The following is a 16,049-nucleotide window of genomic DNA, read 5'->3' as shown; positions in this document are numbered from 1 at the left end:
GGTACCGGCCGCGGGGGATGTGCTTCGTGAGCAGGAACGGTCGAGTGGGCAGCGGCGACTCGACCGTTCCTGCTCACGAAGCGTCAGGCGCAGGGGCCGGTGCGTCGGCGTCACGCAGGCGACGGTCGGCCAGGGTCAGCACCGTCAGGAGCACCGCGACGCCGAGGATCACCCACGCCAGCACGTGCAGGTCCGGCGTCGTCGGGGCCTGGCCGAACACGCCGCCGATCAGCGAGGACGCCGCGATCGCCCCGATGTACACCGCGGTGCGGGACAGCCCGGCCGCGGTGCCGATGTACTCCGCGGGGACGAGCCGGTACAGCGCCGCCTGGTTCGACACCGACGCCAGGGCCTGCGGCACCCCGAACAGCGCCGGGGTCAGGGCGAGCAGGACGACGGGCGACCCGGTGTGCAGGAAGAGCAGGAGCACACCGCCGAGGATCGGCACCAGCGCGGCGACGACGAGCGGCCCGCGGATCGCGGTCTTCCGTGCGACGACGAACGAGGCCACCCCGGCGACGATCGCGGCCGGCAGCTGGATGTACCCGGCGACGTCGCTCGGGTAGCCCGCGACGTCCTGCACCCACTGCGAGAACCCGTAGGTCATCGTGTAGGCGAGCAGGTACGTCAGGAACAGGCGGCCGTACGTGCGGGACAGCGCGCCGTTCCTGGCGAGCAGCCGCACGTCGACGAACGGTCGCACGGCCCGGAGCTCCCACGCCACCAGGGCGACGAGCAGCACGAGCGCCACCGCGAGCAACCACCACAGCCCGGCGGACAGGTCGAGCAGGAAGACGAGCAGCGCCGAGACGGTCCCGGTCATCAGCACCATGCCGAGCGGGTCGAGCGCCTGCAGCACCGGCAGGTCGGCCTCGTCGCGCGGACGCAGCCGGTCGGACGGCAGCCAGAGCGTCGCCACGACGATGCCGAACACCGCGAGCGGCACGTTCACCAGGAAGATCGCGTGCCAGCCGAACGCGGCGATGAGCGCCCCGCCGAGCGGTGGGCCGGCGGCGGCGGACACGAGCGACGTGATCGACAGCGCCCCGAGCACGAGCGGCGGCGTCGGCTTCCCGATCCGGGCGGAGTGCTGCCGGAGCGTGGTGAGCGCCGCCGGGTAGGCCGACGACGTCCCGATGCCGATGAGTACCCGGGCGAACACGGCGCCGCCGAACCCGGTCAGCACCTCGGGCACCACCCCGGCGATCCCGACGATGACGAGCCCGGTCAGGAACACCTTCTTCGGGCCGAACCGGTCGGCGAGCTTGCCCATCGTGGGCTGCGCGATCGCACTCGCCAGGTACAGGGCCGCGACGAGCCAGATCGCCTGCGCCGCACCGATGCCCAGGTCGCGGGAGATCGGGGTGAGGGCGACCGACACCATCGTGGTGTTGATCGGGTTGAGCAGGGGCCCGACGAGCACCGGGATGAGGAGCTTCGGACCGAAGCCGCTGCCCGTGGTCGTGTCGGGGGTCGTGGTGGTGGTGGTGGACGTGAGAGCGCTTCTTCCGGTTGCAGGACTGGGCGAGGGGTGCGGGTCAGGGATCGACGATCGGCCCGAGCAGGTCCATCGCCCGCGCGACGACGCGGCGGTCCGCTTCGGGCAGGGTCGCGAGCCGCTCGGCGAGCTCGTGGTTCCGCGCGGCCCAGGCGGTCTGGCGCGCGTCCCGACCGGCCGCCGTCGCGCTGACGATCGCCCGCCGGCCGTCCGTCGGGTCGGCCTGCCGCTCGGCCAGGCCGAGGTCGACCAGGGCCTGGACGGTCGCGCCCATCGACTGCGGTCGGACACCCTCGGCTCGGGCCAGGTCGGCGATGGTGGCCGGCCCGTGCCGCAGCAGGCGTCCGAGGGCGGCGGTCTGCGACGCCGTGACGTCGTCCGACTTCGAGGCCAGCAACGACCGCCGCAGTCGTCCGTGCATCGTCAGGACGGCGTCGGCCAGGTCGGTCGGGTCGGTCTCCGGTGCGTCGGTCACGCCCCGGAGGCTAGTCCGTCACCAGCCCACCTTGCAAGTTTTCCTTCCGATGCCGGTCAGGGAACGGCGGAACCGTCGTCGCCCGCGTCCGGCTCGAGCAGCGGGAGCAGGGTCGCCGAGATCGGCTCCGCGCCGTCGCCGAACCACGCGTTGCTCGCCCGGACGATGGGGTGGGCGCGTGCCAGCAGCGCCTCGCCCTGGTCGGTCAGTCGCATCCGGGAGGCCCGTCCCCGGCCCGGTGCGGCACCCCGCTCCACGAGTCCCCGCGTCGAGAGCCCCCCGACGAGCGTCGTCATGCTCTGCGGTCGGACGCCGACCGCCCGCGCGAGGTCGGCCTGGCTGAGCTCGCCGGCCGCTGCGAGCTGGATGAGCGCCCCGAACTCGACGGGTGTCAACCCGAGCGGCGCCAGCTCGGCCGCGAGTCGGCGGGAGAGCGTCCGTGCGGCCCGGATCACCGTCCAGGCCACGATGCCGTCGACGTCGTCACGCGGGGCTGGGAGTTCCTGGGGCACGGGGTGATCGTACCGGCGTACATTCAGGTATCAGAAAACTGATACCAGAACGGGTCAGTGGGACGGGAGCAGACATGGACGAGATCGTGGCCGTCACCGGCGTGACCGGGGACGTCGGGGGCAAGACGGCGGACCTGCTGCGGGCGGCAGGGGTGACGGTGCGAGCCGTGGTCCGACGACCCGAGCAGGTCGACGCGCTCCGGGCGCGGGGCATCGACGGCCGCTTGGCCGACCTGGACGACGAGGACGCGCTCACCGCGGCGCTCGACGGGGTCGACCGGTTCTTCCTCGTGACGCCGGTCAGCCAGCGGCAGCGCGAGCAGGGCACCACGGGCGTCCGTGCGGCGCAGCGGGCCGGGGTCGGCCGGATCGTGCAGCTGTCGGGCGGGGACGCCGCCGAGCACTCCCCGATGTCGTGGGCGAGCGCCGCCTGGCACATCGACCGGATGGTGCGCGAGAGCGGGCTGGCGTGGACGATCCTGCACCCCTCGTCGTTCATGACGAACGTGCAGCCCTCGGTGCCCGCGATCCGACGGGGGTGGTTCCCGCACACCACGGGCCGCGGGGTGATCGGCTGGATCGACACCGAGGACATCGCCCGGACCGCCGCCCGGGTGCTGACGGAGGACGGCCACGACGGCACCGAACCGGTACTCACCGGGCCGGACCTGCTCGACGCGCGGGGTGTCGCCGCCGCGCTCACCGCAGGGCTCCGCCGACCCGTGCGCGCCCTGCACCTGCCGAGCCGTGTCTACGCCGGTGTGCTCCGCCTGAGCGGGGTGCCCGCCTGGCAGGCCGAGGGGCTCCGGCAGCAGTTCGGCCGGGTCGTCCGCCGCGGCCTCGACGGCGTCGACGTGATGAGCGACGACGTCCTGCGCATCACCGGCACCGCACCCCGGAGCCTGACCGACTGGGCGCGAGCCCACCGCGACGACCTGCTGGGGTGACCCGTCGCGCCGGAGGTGATCCGGGCCTCCAGGCCGTGGGCCGTCAGCGCGACGTGAGCGTCACGACCAGGTGCTCCTGCACGTAGCCGAGCCAGTCGTAGACGTCGCGCAGGCCGACGCCCGCGTCGGCCTCGACGGAGCGCTCCTCGTCGTCGGCGTCCTCGATGCCCAGCCGGTCGGCGATCGTCAGCCGCAGGTCGGTGAGGGTGCGGAGCCACGCCTGCTCGTCCTCGGCGTCGAGCGAACCGTCGCGGGTGCCCGTCAGCCAGTCGTGCACGATCGAGGCGTTCGTCGTCTTCTGCGTGAGCAGGTCGGACTGCGTGTACTTCCGGAACTCCGCGCTCGCCTCGTCGTCACCGGGGTAGGCGTCCGGGAACATCCGCTCGCTGATCGGATCGGTGGACAGGTCGCCGCCGAGCACCTGCCGCAGCTGTTCGGTGAGCGAGGCGAGCAGGTCGCGCTCGCCGGAGGACAGGCCGAGGTGGACGCCGTCGGCGCGGCGGACGAACGGGATCACGCTTCGGGGGCCTTGTCGACGGTCGCCTGCAGCCCGTAGCCGTGCATGGACTGCACGTGGGCCTCCATCGATTCGCGCGGGCCCGACGCCACGATCGCCCGACCGTCGTCGTTCACCTGGTGCATGAGTCGCTCGGCCTGCTCGCGCGAGAACCCGAAGTGCCGCTGGAAGACGTAGGTGACGTACGACATCAGGTTCACCGGGTCGTCCCACACCACCGTGACCCACGGGGTGTCCGCCCGCGCACTGGTCCGTTCGTCCGTGGTGGTCCGTTCGTCCACGTCGGGCGAGAGCAGCGTCATGCATCCAGGGTGACACAGGGCGGGGTCGCTCGGTACGATCGTCAGGTCGCGACTGGCGTTGGATGGGTCACCATCGGGGAGCGACAAAGACACGGTGCGCGGCCGTACGCCTGGGCTGCACCGACCGACCGTCCGAGTGCGACCAGCTGGTCGTCCGCACACCGTAGGAGTCCCGTGTCCATTGCCGATCTGCCCCCGTTCGTCTCCGACTCGGCCGAGGTGGCCGAGCAGGCCGCCGCCCGTGCCGCGTTCAACGCCCCGCTCACCGAGGTCGACCCCGAGATCGCCGCCGTCCTGCAGCAGGAGCTCGGCCGCCAGCGCGACACCCTCGAGATGATCGCGTCCGAGAACTTCGTTCCGCGCGCCGTGCTCGAGTCGCAGGGTTCCGTGCTCACCAACAAGTACGCCGAGGGCTACCCGGGCAAGCGCTACTACGGCGGCTGCGAGTACGTCGACGTCGCCGAGCAGCTCGCCATCGACCGTGCCAAGGCGCTCTTCGGTGCTTCCTACGCGAACGTGCAGCCGCACTCCGGCGCGACGGCGAACGCCGCTGTCCTGCACGCCATCGCCTCGGCCGGCGACACCATCCTCGGCCTCGAGCTCGCCCACGGCGGGCACCTGACCCACGGCATGAAGCTCAACTTCTCCGGCCGCATCTACAACGCCGTGGCGTACGGCGTCGACCCCGAGACGTTCGAGGTCGACTACGACGACATCCGCGCGAAGGCCATCGAGCACCAGCCGAAGGTCCTGATCGCCGGTTGGTCCGCCTACCCGCGCCAGCTCGACTTCGCGAAGTTCCGCGAGATCGCGGACGAGGTCGGCGCGAAGCTCTGGGTCGACATGGCGCACTTCGCCGGCCTCGTCGCCGCCGGTCTGCACCCGTCCCCGGTCCCGCACGCCCACGTCGTCTCGTCGACGGTCCACAAGACCCTGGGCGGCCCCCGCTCGGGCATCATCCTGTCGAACGACGAGACCCTGTTCAAGAAGCTCAACTCCGCGGTCTTCCCGGGCCAGCAGGGCGGCCCGCTCATGCACGTGATCGCCGCGAAGGCCACCGCGTTCCTGCTCGCCGGCACCCCGGAGTTCAAGGACCGTCAGGAGCGCACGATCCGTGGCGCCCAGGCCCTCGCCGCCCGCCTGACCGCTGACGACGCCAAGGCCGCGGGCATCGACGTGCTCACCGGCGGCACCGACGTGCACCTGGTGCTCGTCGACCTGCGCGCGTCCGAGGTCGACGGCAAGCAGGCCGAAGACCTGCTGCACGAGGTCGGCATCACCGTGAACCGCAACTCCGTGCCGTTCGACCCGCGCCCGCCGATGGTCACCTCGGGTGTCCGCATCGGCACCTCGGCGCTGGCGACCCGGGGCTTCGGCGACGCCGAGTTCACCGAGGTGGCCGACATCATCGCGCTGACCCTCATGCCGAACCCGGACGTCGCAGCGCTCTCGGCCCGCGTGAAGGTCCTGACCGACGCGTTCCCGCTCTACGCGTGAGCGGTTCGGTCAGCGCGGCACTCCCGCGCGAGCTCTGGGCCGGTGAGGGCAGTGCCGTCCGCATCGACGGCACGGCTCTCGCCGCCCGGACGCTCGACGAACTCCGGGGCCGGATCGACCGCCTGCACGAGCACGGCATCCGTCCGGGCCTCGGCACGATCATGGTCGGCTCGAACCCCGGCTCGATGTCCTACGTCGCGGGCAAGCACCGCGACTCGGCGTCGATCGGGCTCGACTCGCACCGCATCGACCTGCCCGAGACGGCGTCCGCTGCCGACATCCGGGCCGCGATCCTGCAGATGAACGACGACCCCCGGGTCACCGCGTTCATCGTGCAGCTCCCGCTGCCACAGGGCATCGACCCGACGCCGATGCTCGAGCTGATGGACCCGGCGAAGGACGCCGACGGCCTGCACCCGACGAACCTCGGCGAGCTGGTGCTCGCCGTGCCCGGTGGTGCCGGCACGATCGACGCACCGCTGCCGTGCACCCCTCGGGGCATCGTCGCGATGCTCGACGCGTACGAGATCCCGATCCGTGGTGCGCACGTCACGATCATCGGTCAGGGGCTGACCGTCGGACGGCCGCTCGGTCTGCTGCTCACGCGGCTCGAGGCGACCGCGACCCTGACGCACTCGCTGACCGCCGACGTCGCGGCGGAGTGCCGTCGCGCCGACATCATCGTCGCCGCGGCCGGGGTCGCCGGGCTCGTCAAGCCCGACTGGGTGCAGCCCGGTGCCGCAGTCATCGACGTGGGGATCACCCGCGTCGTCAACGAGGAGACCGGCAAGGCGAAGCTCCACGGCGACGTCGACCCCGCGGTCGCGTCGGTCGCGGGCTTCCTGTCGCCGACTCCCGGTGGCGTCGGGCCGATGACCCGCGCCATGCTCATGAAGAACGTCGTCGAGGCCGCCGAGCGCCAGCTGTCGTAGCGCGCGGGGCGTCGCGCGCTGGTCGCGTGCCGATGGTGTGCAGCAATGGTCGGGTGGCGTCATCGCACCCGACCATTGCTGCTCACGAAGTGCACTCCGCCGGTGCTACGGTCGCGGCATGGGGGACGAACGACTGCAGACGGCGCCGGTGATGCGAGCCCGGCCCGAGCCGTCGCAACTGACCAAGGACGCCCGGTGGCTGATCGTCATCGTGGCGCTCTGCGTGCTGTTCCAGGCTCCGGGGTCGACCTGGTCGATGACACTCGCGCACGCCGGCCAGGAGTACACGTTCACGTCGGGCCCCTGGTTCGGGTGGACGCTCGCGACGGTGGGGTTCGCGGTCGCCGGGTTCGTCGCCGCGATCGCCCGCCGTGGTGCAGCCCGCTTCGACGAGCACACGGTGATGGGCCTGACCCTGGCTGCCGTGCTCGGGACGACCGTCGTGGTGTGGCTGCTCATGCCGGCGCAGACCGCGTGGGTGGAGTGGTCCGTGGAGCACGGTCGGACGCACCCGTTCGTGCTCGGGAACGTCGTGGAGCACGTCCGGTACGCGGACTCCCTCGGCTGAGCGGGCGGTGGCGGGGTGCTGCCGTTCTTTCGCGCTGAGCGACAGCTCACGGGCTGATCGCCGCGTGAGCTGTCGCTGAGCGCGAAACGTCGAGCGCGCGAACGCCCGCGCCCGCCGCAGCCGTCAGTCGCGCCGAGCGCCCTGCGCGGCGTGCACCGTGAACACGTTTGGCTCGCGGTACCCGGCATCGGCGAAGGCAGCGGTGACGGCGGCGCTGATCGCACCGCGCGACTCCTGGTCGACCAGCGCGATCGCCGCGCCGCCGAACCCACCCCCGGTCATGCGGGCACCGACGGCACCGTGCTCGACCGCCGTCGCGACGGCCAGGTCGAGCTCCGGCACGGAGATCTCGAAGTCGTCGCGCATCGACTCGTGCGACGCGACGAGCAGGGATCCGATCGCCCGGGGTCCCTGTTCGCGCAGCGTGCGGACGGTGTCGAGGACGCGCTGGTCCTCGGTCACGATGTGCCGAACGCGGCGGAAGGTCTCGTCGTCCAGGAGCTCCTGCGCACGAGGGAGGTCCTCGACGCTGACGTCACGCAGGGCCTCGACCCCGAGCACCCGCGCACCCTTCTCGCACGAGGCCCGACGAGCCGCGTAGCCGCCGGTCGCGTGGGCGTGCTCGACGCGGGTGTCGATCACCAGGACCTCGAGCCCGTTCGCCTCGAGCGCCAGGTCGACGACGGCGGTGTCGAGCGTGCGGCAGTCGAGGAACACGACGGCGTCCTGCTCGCCGAGCAGCGAGGCGGACTGGTCCATGATCCCGGTGGGGGCACCGACGGCGTGGTTCTCCGAGTACTGCCCGACGCGCGCCAGGCTCTTCCGGTCGAGGCCGAGTTCCCACAGGTCGTTGAACGCCAGCGCGACACCGCACTCGATCGCCGCACTGGACGACAGGCCCGCACCGACCGGGACGTCGGACTCGATGAAGACGTCGAACCCGGTCTTGTCGCCCAGATCGGCTCCGGCCTGCTCGCGCAGGGCCCAGGCGATGCCGAAGACGTAGGCCGACCAGCCGTTCATGGCCTCGGGCGACAGGTCGTCGAGGGACAGCGCCACCGGCTCGCTCGTGGCGTCGAAGGCGGAGGCGACGCGGATCGTCCGGTCGTCGCGCTGCGCGATGGAGGCGGTGGTGCGACGGTCGATCGCGAAGGGCAGTACGTAACCGTCGTTGTAGTCGGTGTGCTCACCGATCAGGTTGACGCGACCCGGAGCGGAGTACCGCACCGTCGGCTCGTACCCGTAGACCTGCTGGAACGTCATGCGCGCTCGACTCCCTGTCGGATGAACTCGGCCGCCTTCTCGGGCACGAGGTCCCCGATCCAGGCGCCCATGGCGGCTTCGCTGCCGGCCAGGAACTTCAACTTGTCCGCCGCACGTCGCGGCGAGGTGATCTGCAGCATCAGCCGCACGGTGTCGCGGGCGGTGTGCACCGGTGCCTGGTGCCACGCGGCGATGTACGGCGTCGGGTCGCCGTAGAGCGCGTCGAGCCCACGGGTGAGCCGGAGGTGCATGTGCGCCAGCTCGTCCTTCTCGGCGTCGGTCAGGCCGGCGAAGTCGGGGACGTGACGGTGCGGCAGCATGTGGATCTCGATGGGCCAGCGCGCGGCGAACGGGACGAAGGCGGTGAAGTGCTCGCCGGCGAGGACGACCCGCTCGGAACCCCGCTCGTTCGCCAGGTGCTGCTCGAACAGGTCCGGGCCGAACCGTTCGATGCTCGCGAGCAGTCGCTGCGTGCGCGGGGTGATGTACGGGTACGAGTAGATCTGTCCGTGCGGGTGGTGCAGCGTGACGCCGATCGCCTCGCCCCGGTTCTCGAAGGGGAACACCTGCTGGATGCCCGGCATCGCGGAGAGTGCGGCCGTGCGGTCGGCCCAGGCTTCGACGACGGTGCGGGCACGCGACTCGGAGATGGAGGCGAAGGACCCGGAGGTCTCGGGCGAGAAGCACACGACCTCGCACCGGCCGACTGAGCGGAGCTGGCGGTTCAGGCCGACGTCGCTCAGGGACTCGAGCGACTCGGGAGCGTCGTCGGCTTCGAGCAGCGGCCCGAACGACGGCGAACGGTTCTCGAACACCGCGACGTCGTAGCGGCTCGGGATCTCGGACGGGTTGGCCGGGCTCTGGGGCGCGAGCGGGTCCTGGTCGGCCGGCGGCAGGAACACCCGGTTCTGCCGGGACGCCGCGATCGACACCCACTCGCCCGTCAGGACGTCCTGCCGCATCCGCGCCGTCTCGGGCCGCGGGTCGAGCACGCGCTCGTCGACGCTGCGTTCTGCGGGCAGCGTCGAGTCGGCGTCGTCGAAGTAGAAGAGGTCGCGGCCGTCCGCGAGCTTCGTCACGCGCTTGGTGATCACCGGAACAGCCTAGCGCCGATCCGAAGCGTTGCGAAGGACATCGGAAGCAAGCGAAACTGTCCACATGACGGACGCCGACCTCTCCTTCCTCGCCGGCGCCCTGCCCGCGCCCCTGCGGCAGGACCGCATCGTCGCGATCGTCGACGGCGCCCCGGGCATGGTCCGGACGGCCGCGTTGGCCGCGTCCCTCGGCACCAGCGAGGTGACGGTCCGCCAGGACCTCGCCGTCCTCGACCAGGAGGCCCGGATCCGCCGGGTGCACGGGGGTGCGGTCCGCCTCGGGGCCGGGTCCACCGAGCGCCCCTTCGAGGAGACCGCCGTCGAGCACCAGGTGGCCAAGGCGGCCATCGGCCGTGCGGCAGCGGCGCTGGTGCGCCCGGGGGAGTGCGTCGTCCTCGACGTCGGCACCACGCCCGCCGCCGTCGCCGAGGCGCTCGTGGCGCGCACCGAACTCACCGGCGTCACCGTCGTCACGAACTCCCTCACCACGGCGCTCACGCTCGAGCGAGCCGTCCCGCGCTTCACCGTGATCGTCACCGGCGGCACCCTCCGGCCCCTGCAGCACTCACTCGTCGCGCCCTTCAACGGCGCGGTCCTGCCGATGATCGCCGCCGACCTCGTGTTCCTCGGTGGCACCGGCCTCGACGTCGACCACGGCCTGACGAACGTGAACCTGCCCGAGACCGAGGCCAAGCGGATGCTCGCGGGGACGGCCCGGCGTACCGTCGTGGTCGCGGACGGGTCGAAGTTCGGCCGGGCCCACATCGGGGTCGTCCGCGCGCTCGAGGACATCGACGTCGTCGTCACCGCCGAGGCCGACGCCGCCGCGGTCGCCACGATCCGGGCGGCCGGGGCCCAGGTGATCGTCGCCGACGGCGAGCAGCACACCGAACCAGCCGGAAGGAAGAACACCCCATGACCGCAGCACCCACGGGTGGCCAGTACCGCCTCCACCACGCCGGGCCCGACGGGGTCGTCGAAGCCGTGGTCACCGAGGTCGCCGCGGGCATCCGCGAACTCCGCGTCGCCGGCTTCGACATCACCGAGCCGTTCCCCGTCACCGAGCAGCCGCCGGGGGCGAACGGGATCGTCCTGGCACCCTGGCCGAACCGCGTCGCCGGTGGTGTGTGGGAGCTCGACGGCAAGCGGCAGCAGCTCGACGTCTCGGAGCCGAAGTACGGCAACGCGTCGCACGGACTGCTCCGGTTCGCCCCGTACCGGGTGGTCTCGCAGACCGAGACGTCGATCCAGCAGGAGGCGACGATCCACCCGCAGCACGGGTGGCCGTTCACCCTCGAGACGCGCGTGCTGCACGAACTCGTCGACGACGGCATCCGCGTCACGCACGAGGTCACGAACCGTTCGGGTGTCCGCGCACCCTTCGCGATCGGTGCGCACCCGTACCTGCGCGCCGGTGACACCCCCGCCGACGACCTGGTCGTCACGCTCGACGCCGCGACCGCCTTCACCGTCGACGAGCAGAAGGTGCCGAACGGTTCGGTGCCGGTCGAGGGCACGCCGTACGACCTGCGCCAGGGGCGGCGTGCCGGGGACTCGGACCTCGACACCGCGTACAAGGACGTCACCCCCGATGCCGAGGGGATCCGCCGGACGACGATGCACGGGCCCGAGGGCGACGGTGTGGAGCTCTGGCAGGACGCCTCGTTCCCCTACGTGCAGGTCTTCACGTCGCGCGAGTACCCGCGTGGCGAGGGGAAGGGCCTGGCGATCGCGGTCGAACCGATGACGGCTCCCGCGAACGCCCTGAACTCGGGCGAGGGCCTGCGCTGGCTCGAGCCGGACGAGACCTGGACCGGCTCGTGGGGCATCCGCCGCGTCTGGTCCTGAGGACTCCGGTCAGCTCACACCGCTGACACGATGAAGGCCCCGCCGGGTGTCCGGCGGGGCCTTCATCGTTCGTGTCGGTCGCCGGGCGTCAGCCGCGGCGCATCCGGAGCGCCTCGACCGCGAGGGACTCGGTCGCGTACCGGCCGACCTCGTGCGCCCACGCCGGGTCGTCGCCACGGAGCGCGATGAAGTCCTTGCGCTGCCGGCAGACGTAGCCGAGCACGGCGGTGGCCGTCGCGACCTCGATGAAGTCCTTGCGGATGTGGCGGGTCGTGACCTGGGCGTTGCGGCGGAGCGTGTCGAGCAGGAGCTCGTTGCTCATCGTCGTGTTGGTCGCTGCTGCGAGCTCGACGATGCGGCGCGCGTCACCGGTGGTGCTGGTCTGCGTGGCTTCGATGGGCTCGATCACGGTGTACCCCGTTCGTTCGTGGTGGTGCGGTGCTGCAGGATCCGGTGATCGGATCCGGGAACGACACTATCGGCGGCAGCCCAACAGTCCGCTGAGGACGGCCTGTGCTGCCCAGGGGATCTCCCATGAGCACGCTGGGGACGGGTTGTACCCCGTTCAGGAGCGGGTGGGCTCGCTCAGAGGCAGCGGGCGCTGCCGACGGGAGCGGCGAGGGCGTCGAGGGAGTCGCTGACCCGCTCCGCCAGGTACTGGTGCCCGGCGTCGTTCGGGTGTCCGCCGTCGACGGCGGAGTACCCGGGGCTGTTGCTCGACGTGAACCACCTGCCGGCCAGGGCATCGATGTAGGGCACACCCGCGGCCGCGGCACCCGCGGAGACCGACGCGGCGACGCCGACGGTCGAGTTCGCCCACGGCAGCGGTGCCGACGGGCCCAGCGCGACGACGACGGCGTCCGGCCAGGTCTGCTGCGCCTGGCGGAGGGTCCGCTCCACGGTGGCGCGGAGGGTGTCCGCGTCGACGAGCCAGTCGTTCTGGCTGCCCTGCACGATCACGAGCCGGGGGTCGAACAACGCATGCCGCTGGAGGCGCGGTCCGAACGTGTAGTGCGACGAACCGGTCCGACCGGTGTCGACGTAGCCCGTGCCCGGGTAGCCGTCGATCTCGGCCGTCCAGCCGCGGTCCTCGCTGATGTCCTGGGCCCATCCGCGGATGCCGGTGGTCGAGCCCCGACCAGCGGTGTACGAGTCGCCGACGATCAGGACACGTGACCCGGGCTCGATGGCAGCGGCGATGCGGTCGGCCGAGACCCCGGGGGCGGCGATGGCCGAGGCCGAGGTCGACGAGGACACCGTCTGGCAGGCGCTCGAGACGCTCGGCAGGATCAGCAGGAGCCCGGAGACCCCGAGGGCCATCGCGCCGAGGGCGAGTGCCGGCACCAGCCCGCGGCGGCGTCGGCGCATCGTCGCCGGGCCGGTGGGGGTGCCCGGCCGCCCGCGCTGCGATCGTCGGCCCATCCGTCGAATTGTAGACACGAGCGGGAAGCGAGACTGGGAGGTGGGCCCCGTGGGGCTCGAACCCACGACCCTCGGATTAAAAGTCCGGTGCTCTACCAACTGAGCTAGAGGCCCTCACCCGCAAGGCTAGCGGGTGAGGGCCTCCGGGAAGGAACCGTCGGTCCGGGTCAGCCCCGACGTCCGGTGAGCGAGCGCAGCAGCCACGCGATGACCGCGATGACGAGCAGCACGATGCCCACCCAGAGCAGGAACTTCAGGCTCGCGGCGAACCCGCCGACGAACAGCAGGATGACTGCGATCACAGCCAGGATGATGAGCAGGGCGTTCATGGAAGATCCTCTCCTTCACGTGCAGGGAGGAGCGCCTCCCTGCCGCAACACGGTACGCGTGGCGCAGCCGTTGCGTTCTGGGCGAACGGGACGCGGGCGTGTCACCGGCCGCGCCTACACTGCTGCGGTGCCTCGCGATCACCACCGTCCCGTCCACTTCACCGACGCCGAGTTCGCCGCCATCCAGGGCGGTGAGGACCCGGCGCTGGTGAACCGCGTCGCGCACGAGACCGCGAACGCACTGCTGCACCGGGTCCGCGAAGACCCGGACCCCGCCGTGGTCGAGCGGCTCGTCACCTACACCGACGTGCACGGCATCGACGCCATCGCGGAGCTGTGGGCGCGGGTCGGCGCGCACACCCTGCCGGGGGCGCTCTGGCGGGTGTACCTGGTGCGCATCGTCATCCGGCAGAACCCGGAGGAGATCGCGTACCTGTTCGAGCGGGGCACGGCGCAGATCGGCACGATCGACCAGGCGGTCGCGGGCGCCGAGGAACCGACGGGCCCGGCCGAGATCCTGACGCTCGCCGACCGCATCCTGCACGGCCTGTACACGGGCGACCTCGCGGTGGCGCTCGACCGCGGGGCGTCGTTCTGTCGTCTGACCGCCGCCGGCGCGACCGCCGTGGCGGACGAGGCGGACCTGGTCGCGTCCGAGCGCGCGAGCGAACTCACGACGCGGGCGCTCCGCCTGACGGAGCTGGCGGCCGACCTGACCGAGGCGGCGGCGCTCTGGCGCCGCGACAGCCTGGACTGAGCGCGCGGCGGGACGGACCCGCACCGGGCCTCCAGGGCCGCGCAGCAGCGCGACGACGCGCCAGGCCAGGGGCCGCGCAGCAGTCCGGAACGCATCCGGGCATGAAAAGACCGGGCCGCAGAAGCGCCTCTCGGCGCGAGGCCGCTCGAAGCGGCGAATTTTGGAGCCCGGGGCTTGCTGCGGCCCGGCGAGACCAAGTCTACGAGACGCTGGCTGATCACTCGACCCTGTTCACTCACGGTGGACAGAACCGGCCCCGGGCGTGCCCGCGGGAGCCCCTTCGAAGGCCCGCCGCGCCCATCCCGCCGAGAAATCCCGACCCCCATCCAATCCACAGCGGGGACCGCGCCGAATCATCTGCGTGACGGTCGGAATGCCCGTCACGAAGCGAGAGGCCCGGTGTGACCCGGACCGGCACCGCCGGTCAATTCCCTGTGGGTCACGCCGGCCCCTCGTCTCGACCGCCCATGCGGAGGCTTCGTGCTACCCGCCTGGTCAACGAAAGCAACCGAGAGGAGGGAAACCTGCAATGCTTGCCCTCGTGGATAGCGACACCGAACGCTGGAGCTCGTCAGAGCCAGCTCAGGCATCGCCGGACGACCTGCTCGCCCGGGTCGCCGCCGGTGACCAAGCCGCCTTCGCGGACCTCTACGACGCACTCTCCGGTCGGGTCCTCGGTCTGATCACGCGCCTCCTCCGGGACCGCGCGCAGTCGGAAGAGGTCACGCAGGAGGTCTTCCTGGAGGTCTGGCAGCAGGCCACCCGCTTCGACCGGAAGCGCGGTACCGCGGCCAGCTGGGTCCTCACCATGGCCCACCGCCGAGCGGTCGACCGGGTCCGTGCCTCGCAGTCGTCGCACGACCGCGACACCAAGATCGGCATCCGCGACCTCGAGGCCGGTTTCGACCAGGTCTCCGAGTCCGTCGAGATCCGCATCGAGCACGAGCGCGTCGGCCGAGCGCTGGCGAAGCTCACCGAGTTCCAGCGGCAGGCCGTGCAACTCGCGTACTACGGCGGCTACTCGCACAGCGAGATGGCCGAACACCTCGGTGTCCCCATCGGCACCGTCAAGACCCGTCTCCGTGACGGGATGATCCGACTCCGAGACGAGATGGGGGTGACCTCATGACCGAACGCCACGACGACCCCGCACTGATGACGGGTTCCCACGCCCTCGACGCGCTGTCCGACGACGAGCGCGCGCTCCTCGAGGACGCCCTCCGGACGTCCCCCGAGCTGCAGGCCGAGAACGACTCGCTGCGCGAGACCGCGCTGCAGCTCGCCTACGCCGTCGCACCGATCGAGCCCCCAGCGTCGCTCAAGGAGTCGCTGCTGGCCCAGATCGCCACGACCCCCCAGGCCGCACCCCTCGCCGACACGACGGTCGACCAGATCCCGGTCGCCGAGACCACCTCCGTCCAGGAGGCCCGTCCCGAGCCCGCCAGGCACGTCGCCTCGATCGCCGACGGCCCCACCGCCGGTGGCCGGGCTTCCTCCGAGGCTCGCCGCCGCTGGTTCCAGCGTCCGGCGGTCATGCTGACGGCCGCAGCTGCCGTCGCCGCGGTCTTCTTCGGCGGACTCGGCGTCGGATCGATCTTCGATCCGAACGGCTCCGGCACCGGCACCACGCAGGCCTCGAGCGGCCTCGACCGCATCTACGCCGCGTCGGACTTCCAGCGCACCACGACCAAGGTCGCGGGCGGCGGTTCGGCGACGGTCGTGTGGTCGAACGACCTCGGCAAGTCCGCGGTGATCCTCGACGGTGTCGAGCAGGCGCCGAAGGGCAAGACGTACGAGCTCTGGTACATCGGCTCCGAGGAGCAGGGCGGCACCATCAAGTCGGCCGGCCTGGTCGACGGTGCGGCCGACGGTGTGCACTCCGCCGTGCTCAAGGGCGCGATGTCCGAGGGCGCGACGATCGGCATGACGGTCGAGCCCGAGGGCGGTTCCGAGCAGCCGACCACCTCGCCGATCATGGCGGTCCCCACCACCACGGCCTGATGCCAGGGGCGGTCCTGCTGGACTGCCACCGACGCAGAACGACGAAGCCGCTGTCACACGACAGCGGCTTCGTCGTTCTGCGTCCGC

At 71.8% G+C, this 16,049-nt stretch carries 19 protein-coding genes, 1 tRNA gene and 1 riboswitch; of the genes, 9 read left to right on the top strand and 11 right to left on the bottom strand.

Annotation, left to right across the window (positions count from 1 at the left end; all coding sequences use genetic code 11):
- Nucleotides 1-73 precede the first annotated feature (73 nt).
- The 3 genes from ACZZ9K_RS08930 to ACZZ9K_RS08920 all read right to left on the bottom strand — a co-directional run bounded on the left by ACZZ9K_RS08930 (nt 74) and on the right by ACZZ9K_RS08920 (nt 2,485).
- Nucleotides 74-1,423, bottom strand: coding sequence for an MFS transporter (locus ACZZ9K_RS08930; protein ID WP_463443867.1), 1,350 nt, complete (start codon nt 1,421-1,423; stop codon nt 74-76).
- 115 nt (nt 1,424-1,538) lie between these two features.
- The gene (locus ACZZ9K_RS08925; protein ID WP_071404703.1) at nt 1,539-1,973 is read right to left on the bottom strand and encodes a MarR family winged helix-turn-helix transcriptional regulator; all 435 of its coding nucleotides are present in this window, start codon (nt 1,971-1,973) and stop codon (nt 1,539-1,541) included.
- Between the two features lie 56 nt (nt 1,974-2,029).
- Nucleotides 2,030-2,485, bottom strand: coding sequence for a MarR family winged helix-turn-helix transcriptional regulator (locus ACZZ9K_RS08920; RefSeq protein ID WP_111032312.1), 456 nt, complete (start codon nt 2,483-2,485; stop codon nt 2,030-2,032).
- A gap of 74 nt (nt 2,486-2,559) precedes the next feature.
- Between ACZZ9K_RS08920 and ACZZ9K_RS08915 the strand changes: the two genes are divergently transcribed.
- On the top strand, nt 2,560-3,432 hold the full coding sequence (locus ACZZ9K_RS08915; protein WP_463443866.1) for an NAD(P)H-binding protein: 873 nt from the start codon (nt 2,560-2,562) through the stop codon (nt 3,430-3,432).
- A 43-nt stretch (nt 3,433-3,475) separates the two neighbouring features.
- Here ACZZ9K_RS08915 and ACZZ9K_RS08910 read toward each other — a convergent pair whose 3' ends face one another.
- Both ACZZ9K_RS08910 and clpS read right to left on the bottom strand, forming a co-directional pair.
- Nucleotides 3,476-3,949: a DUF2017 family protein gene (locus tag ACZZ9K_RS08910; protein ID WP_027466644.1), complete on the bottom strand. Its 474-nt coding sequence runs from the start codon at nt 3,947-3,949 to the stop codon at nt 3,476-3,478.
- A complete protein-coding gene (gene clpS, locus ACZZ9K_RS08905; RefSeq protein WP_071245350.1) occupies nt 3,946-4,251 on the bottom strand; it encodes an ATP-dependent Clp protease adapter ClpS in 306 nt (101 codons plus the stop codon). The genes ACZZ9K_RS08910 and clpS overlap by 4 nt, the downstream gene beginning before the upstream one ends.
- 38 nt (nt 4,252-4,289) lie before the next feature.
- Nucleotides 4,290-4,374: riboswitch (ZMP/ZTP riboswitch) on the top strand.
- Between the two features lie 96 nt (nt 4,375-4,470).
- Between clpS and glyA the strand changes: the two genes are divergently transcribed.
- The 3 genes from glyA to ACZZ9K_RS08890 all read left to right on the top strand — a co-directional run bounded on the left by glyA (nt 4,471) and on the right by ACZZ9K_RS08890 (nt 7,248).
- Complete coding sequence (glyA, locus tag ACZZ9K_RS08900; protein ID WP_301582165.1) at nt 4,471-5,748, top strand: serine hydroxymethyltransferase; 1,278 nt, start codon at nt 4,471-4,473, stop codon at nt 5,746-5,748.
- Nucleotides 5,745-6,680, top strand: coding sequence for a tetrahydrofolate dehydrogenase/cyclohydrolase catalytic domain-containing protein (locus tag ACZZ9K_RS08895; RefSeq protein ID WP_111091219.1), 936 nt, complete (start codon nt 5,745-5,747; stop codon nt 6,678-6,680). Before glyA ends, ACZZ9K_RS08895 begins: the two co-directional genes overlap by 4 nt.
- 118 nt (nt 6,681-6,798) lie before the next feature.
- Nucleotides 6,799-7,248 (top strand): hypothetical protein, encoded by a 450-nt coding sequence (locus ACZZ9K_RS08890; protein ID WP_463443865.1) that lies wholly within the window; start codon nt 6,799-6,801, stop codon nt 7,246-7,248.
- Between the two features lie 123 nt (nt 7,249-7,371).
- Here the strand turns inward: ACZZ9K_RS08890 and galK are convergent, their stop codons facing one another.
- On the bottom strand, nt 7,372-8,511 hold the full coding sequence (gene galK, locus ACZZ9K_RS08885) for a galactokinase (RefSeq protein WP_463443864.1): 1,140 nt from the start codon (nt 8,509-8,511) through the stop codon (nt 7,372-7,374).
- The gene (galT, locus tag ACZZ9K_RS08880) at nt 8,508-9,605 is read right to left on the bottom strand and encodes a galactose-1-phosphate uridylyltransferase (protein ID WP_138801985.1); all 1,098 of its coding nucleotides are present in this window, start codon (nt 9,603-9,605) and stop codon (nt 8,508-8,510) included. The genes galK and galT overlap by 4 nt, the downstream gene beginning before the upstream one ends.
- Nucleotides 9,606-9,669: 64 nt before the next feature.
- Between galT and ACZZ9K_RS08875 the strand changes: the two genes are divergently transcribed.
- Both ACZZ9K_RS08875 and ACZZ9K_RS08870 read left to right on the top strand, forming a co-directional pair.
- A complete protein-coding gene (locus ACZZ9K_RS08875) occupies nt 9,670-10,524 on the top strand; it encodes a DeoR/GlpR family DNA-binding transcription regulator (protein ID WP_463443863.1) in 855 nt (284 codons plus the stop codon).
- Complete coding sequence (locus tag ACZZ9K_RS08870) at nt 10,521-11,453, top strand: aldose 1-epimerase family protein (protein WP_463443862.1); 933 nt, start codon at nt 10,521-10,523, stop codon at nt 11,451-11,453. The genes ACZZ9K_RS08875 and ACZZ9K_RS08870 overlap by 4 nt, the downstream gene beginning before the upstream one ends.
- Nucleotides 11,454-11,541: 88 nt before the next feature.
- Here ACZZ9K_RS08870 and ACZZ9K_RS08865 read toward each other — a convergent pair whose 3' ends face one another.
- The 4 genes from ACZZ9K_RS08865 to ACZZ9K_RS08850 all read right to left on the bottom strand — a co-directional run bounded on the left by ACZZ9K_RS08865 (nt 11,542) and on the right by ACZZ9K_RS08850 (nt 13,204).
- Nucleotides 11,542-11,862: a hypothetical protein gene (locus ACZZ9K_RS08865; RefSeq protein WP_027466636.1), complete on the bottom strand. Its 321-nt coding sequence runs from the start codon at nt 11,860-11,862 to the stop codon at nt 11,542-11,544.
- A gap of 176 nt (nt 11,863-12,038) precedes the next feature.
- Nucleotides 12,039-12,875, bottom strand: a complete 837-nt coding sequence (locus tag ACZZ9K_RS08860) for an SGNH/GDSL hydrolase family protein (protein ID WP_463443861.1) — start codon at nt 12,873-12,875, stop codon at nt 12,039-12,041.
- A 41-nt stretch (nt 12,876-12,916) separates the two neighbouring features.
- Nucleotides 12,917-12,989 (bottom strand) — tRNA-Lys (locus ACZZ9K_RS08855).
- A gap of 53 nt (nt 12,990-13,042) precedes the next feature.
- On the bottom strand, nt 13,043-13,204 hold the full coding sequence (locus ACZZ9K_RS08850) for a DUF2207 domain-containing protein (RefSeq protein ID WP_138801981.1): 162 nt from the start codon (nt 13,202-13,204) through the stop codon (nt 13,043-13,045).
- A 127-nt stretch (nt 13,205-13,331) separates the two neighbouring features.
- Between ACZZ9K_RS08850 and ACZZ9K_RS08845 the strand changes: the two genes are divergently transcribed.
- From ACZZ9K_RS08845 to ACZZ9K_RS08835, 3 genes are all read left to right on the top strand, one after another.
- Entirely contained in the window at nt 13,332-13,961 is a 630-nt protein-coding gene (locus ACZZ9K_RS08845; protein WP_138801980.1) for a DNA-directed RNA polymerase subunit beta, read from the top strand.
- Between the two features lie 529 nt (nt 13,962-14,490).
- Nucleotides 14,491-15,090 (top strand): ECF RNA polymerase sigma factor SigK, encoded by a 600-nt coding sequence (gene sigK, locus ACZZ9K_RS08840; protein ID WP_027466633.1) that lies wholly within the window; start codon nt 14,491-14,493, stop codon nt 15,088-15,090.
- Nucleotides 15,087-15,962 (top strand): anti-sigma factor, encoded by an 876-nt coding sequence (locus ACZZ9K_RS08835; protein WP_463443860.1) that lies wholly within the window; start codon nt 15,087-15,089, stop codon nt 15,960-15,962. The genes sigK and ACZZ9K_RS08835 overlap by 4 nt, the downstream gene beginning before the upstream one ends.
- The last annotated feature ends 87 nt before the right edge of the window (nt 15,963-16,049 follow it).

It is taken from the genome of Curtobacterium sp. AC268 (assembly GCF_979258745.1).
This window is presented reverse-complemented; position numbering and strand designations above follow the sequence as displayed.

Bases quoted from the DNA above. Each gene is read 5' to 3' on its own strand.
- ACZZ9K_RS08915 (WP_463443866.1), top strand. From the start codon at position 2,560: ATGGACGAGATCGTGGCCGTCACCGGCGTGACCGGGGACGTCGGGGGC.
- clpS (WP_071245350.1), bottom strand. From the start codon at position 4,251: ATGACGCTGCTCTCGCCCGACGTGGACGAACGGACCACCACGGACGAA.
- ACZZ9K_RS08890 (WP_463443865.1), top strand. From the start codon at position 6,799: ATGGGGGACGAACGACTGCAGACGGCGCCGGTGATGCGAGCCCGGCCC.
- galK (WP_463443864.1), bottom strand. From the start codon at position 8,511: ATGACGTTCCAGCAGGTCTACGGGTACGAGCCGACGGTGCGGTACTCC.
- ACZZ9K_RS08875 (WP_463443863.1), top strand. From the start codon at position 9,670: ATGACGGACGCCGACCTCTCCTTCCTCGCCGGCGCCCTGCCCGCGCCC.
- ACZZ9K_RS08870 (WP_463443862.1), top strand. From the start codon at position 10,521: ATGACCGCAGCACCCACGGGTGGCCAGTACCGCCTCCACCACGCCGGG.
- ACZZ9K_RS08860 (WP_463443861.1), bottom strand. From the start codon at position 12,875: ATGGGCCGACGATCGCAGCGCGGGCGGCCGGGCACCCCCACCGGCCCG.
- ACZZ9K_RS08850 (WP_138801981.1), bottom strand. From the start codon at position 13,204: ATGAACGCCCTGCTCATCATCCTGGCTGTGATCGCAGTCATCCTGCTG.
- sigK (WP_027466633.1), top strand. From the start codon at position 14,491: ATGCTTGCCCTCGTGGATAGCGACACCGAACGCTGGAGCTCGTCAGAG.
- ACZZ9K_RS08835 (WP_463443860.1), top strand. From the start codon at position 15,087: ATGACCGAACGCCACGACGACCCCGCACTGATGACGGGTTCCCACGCC.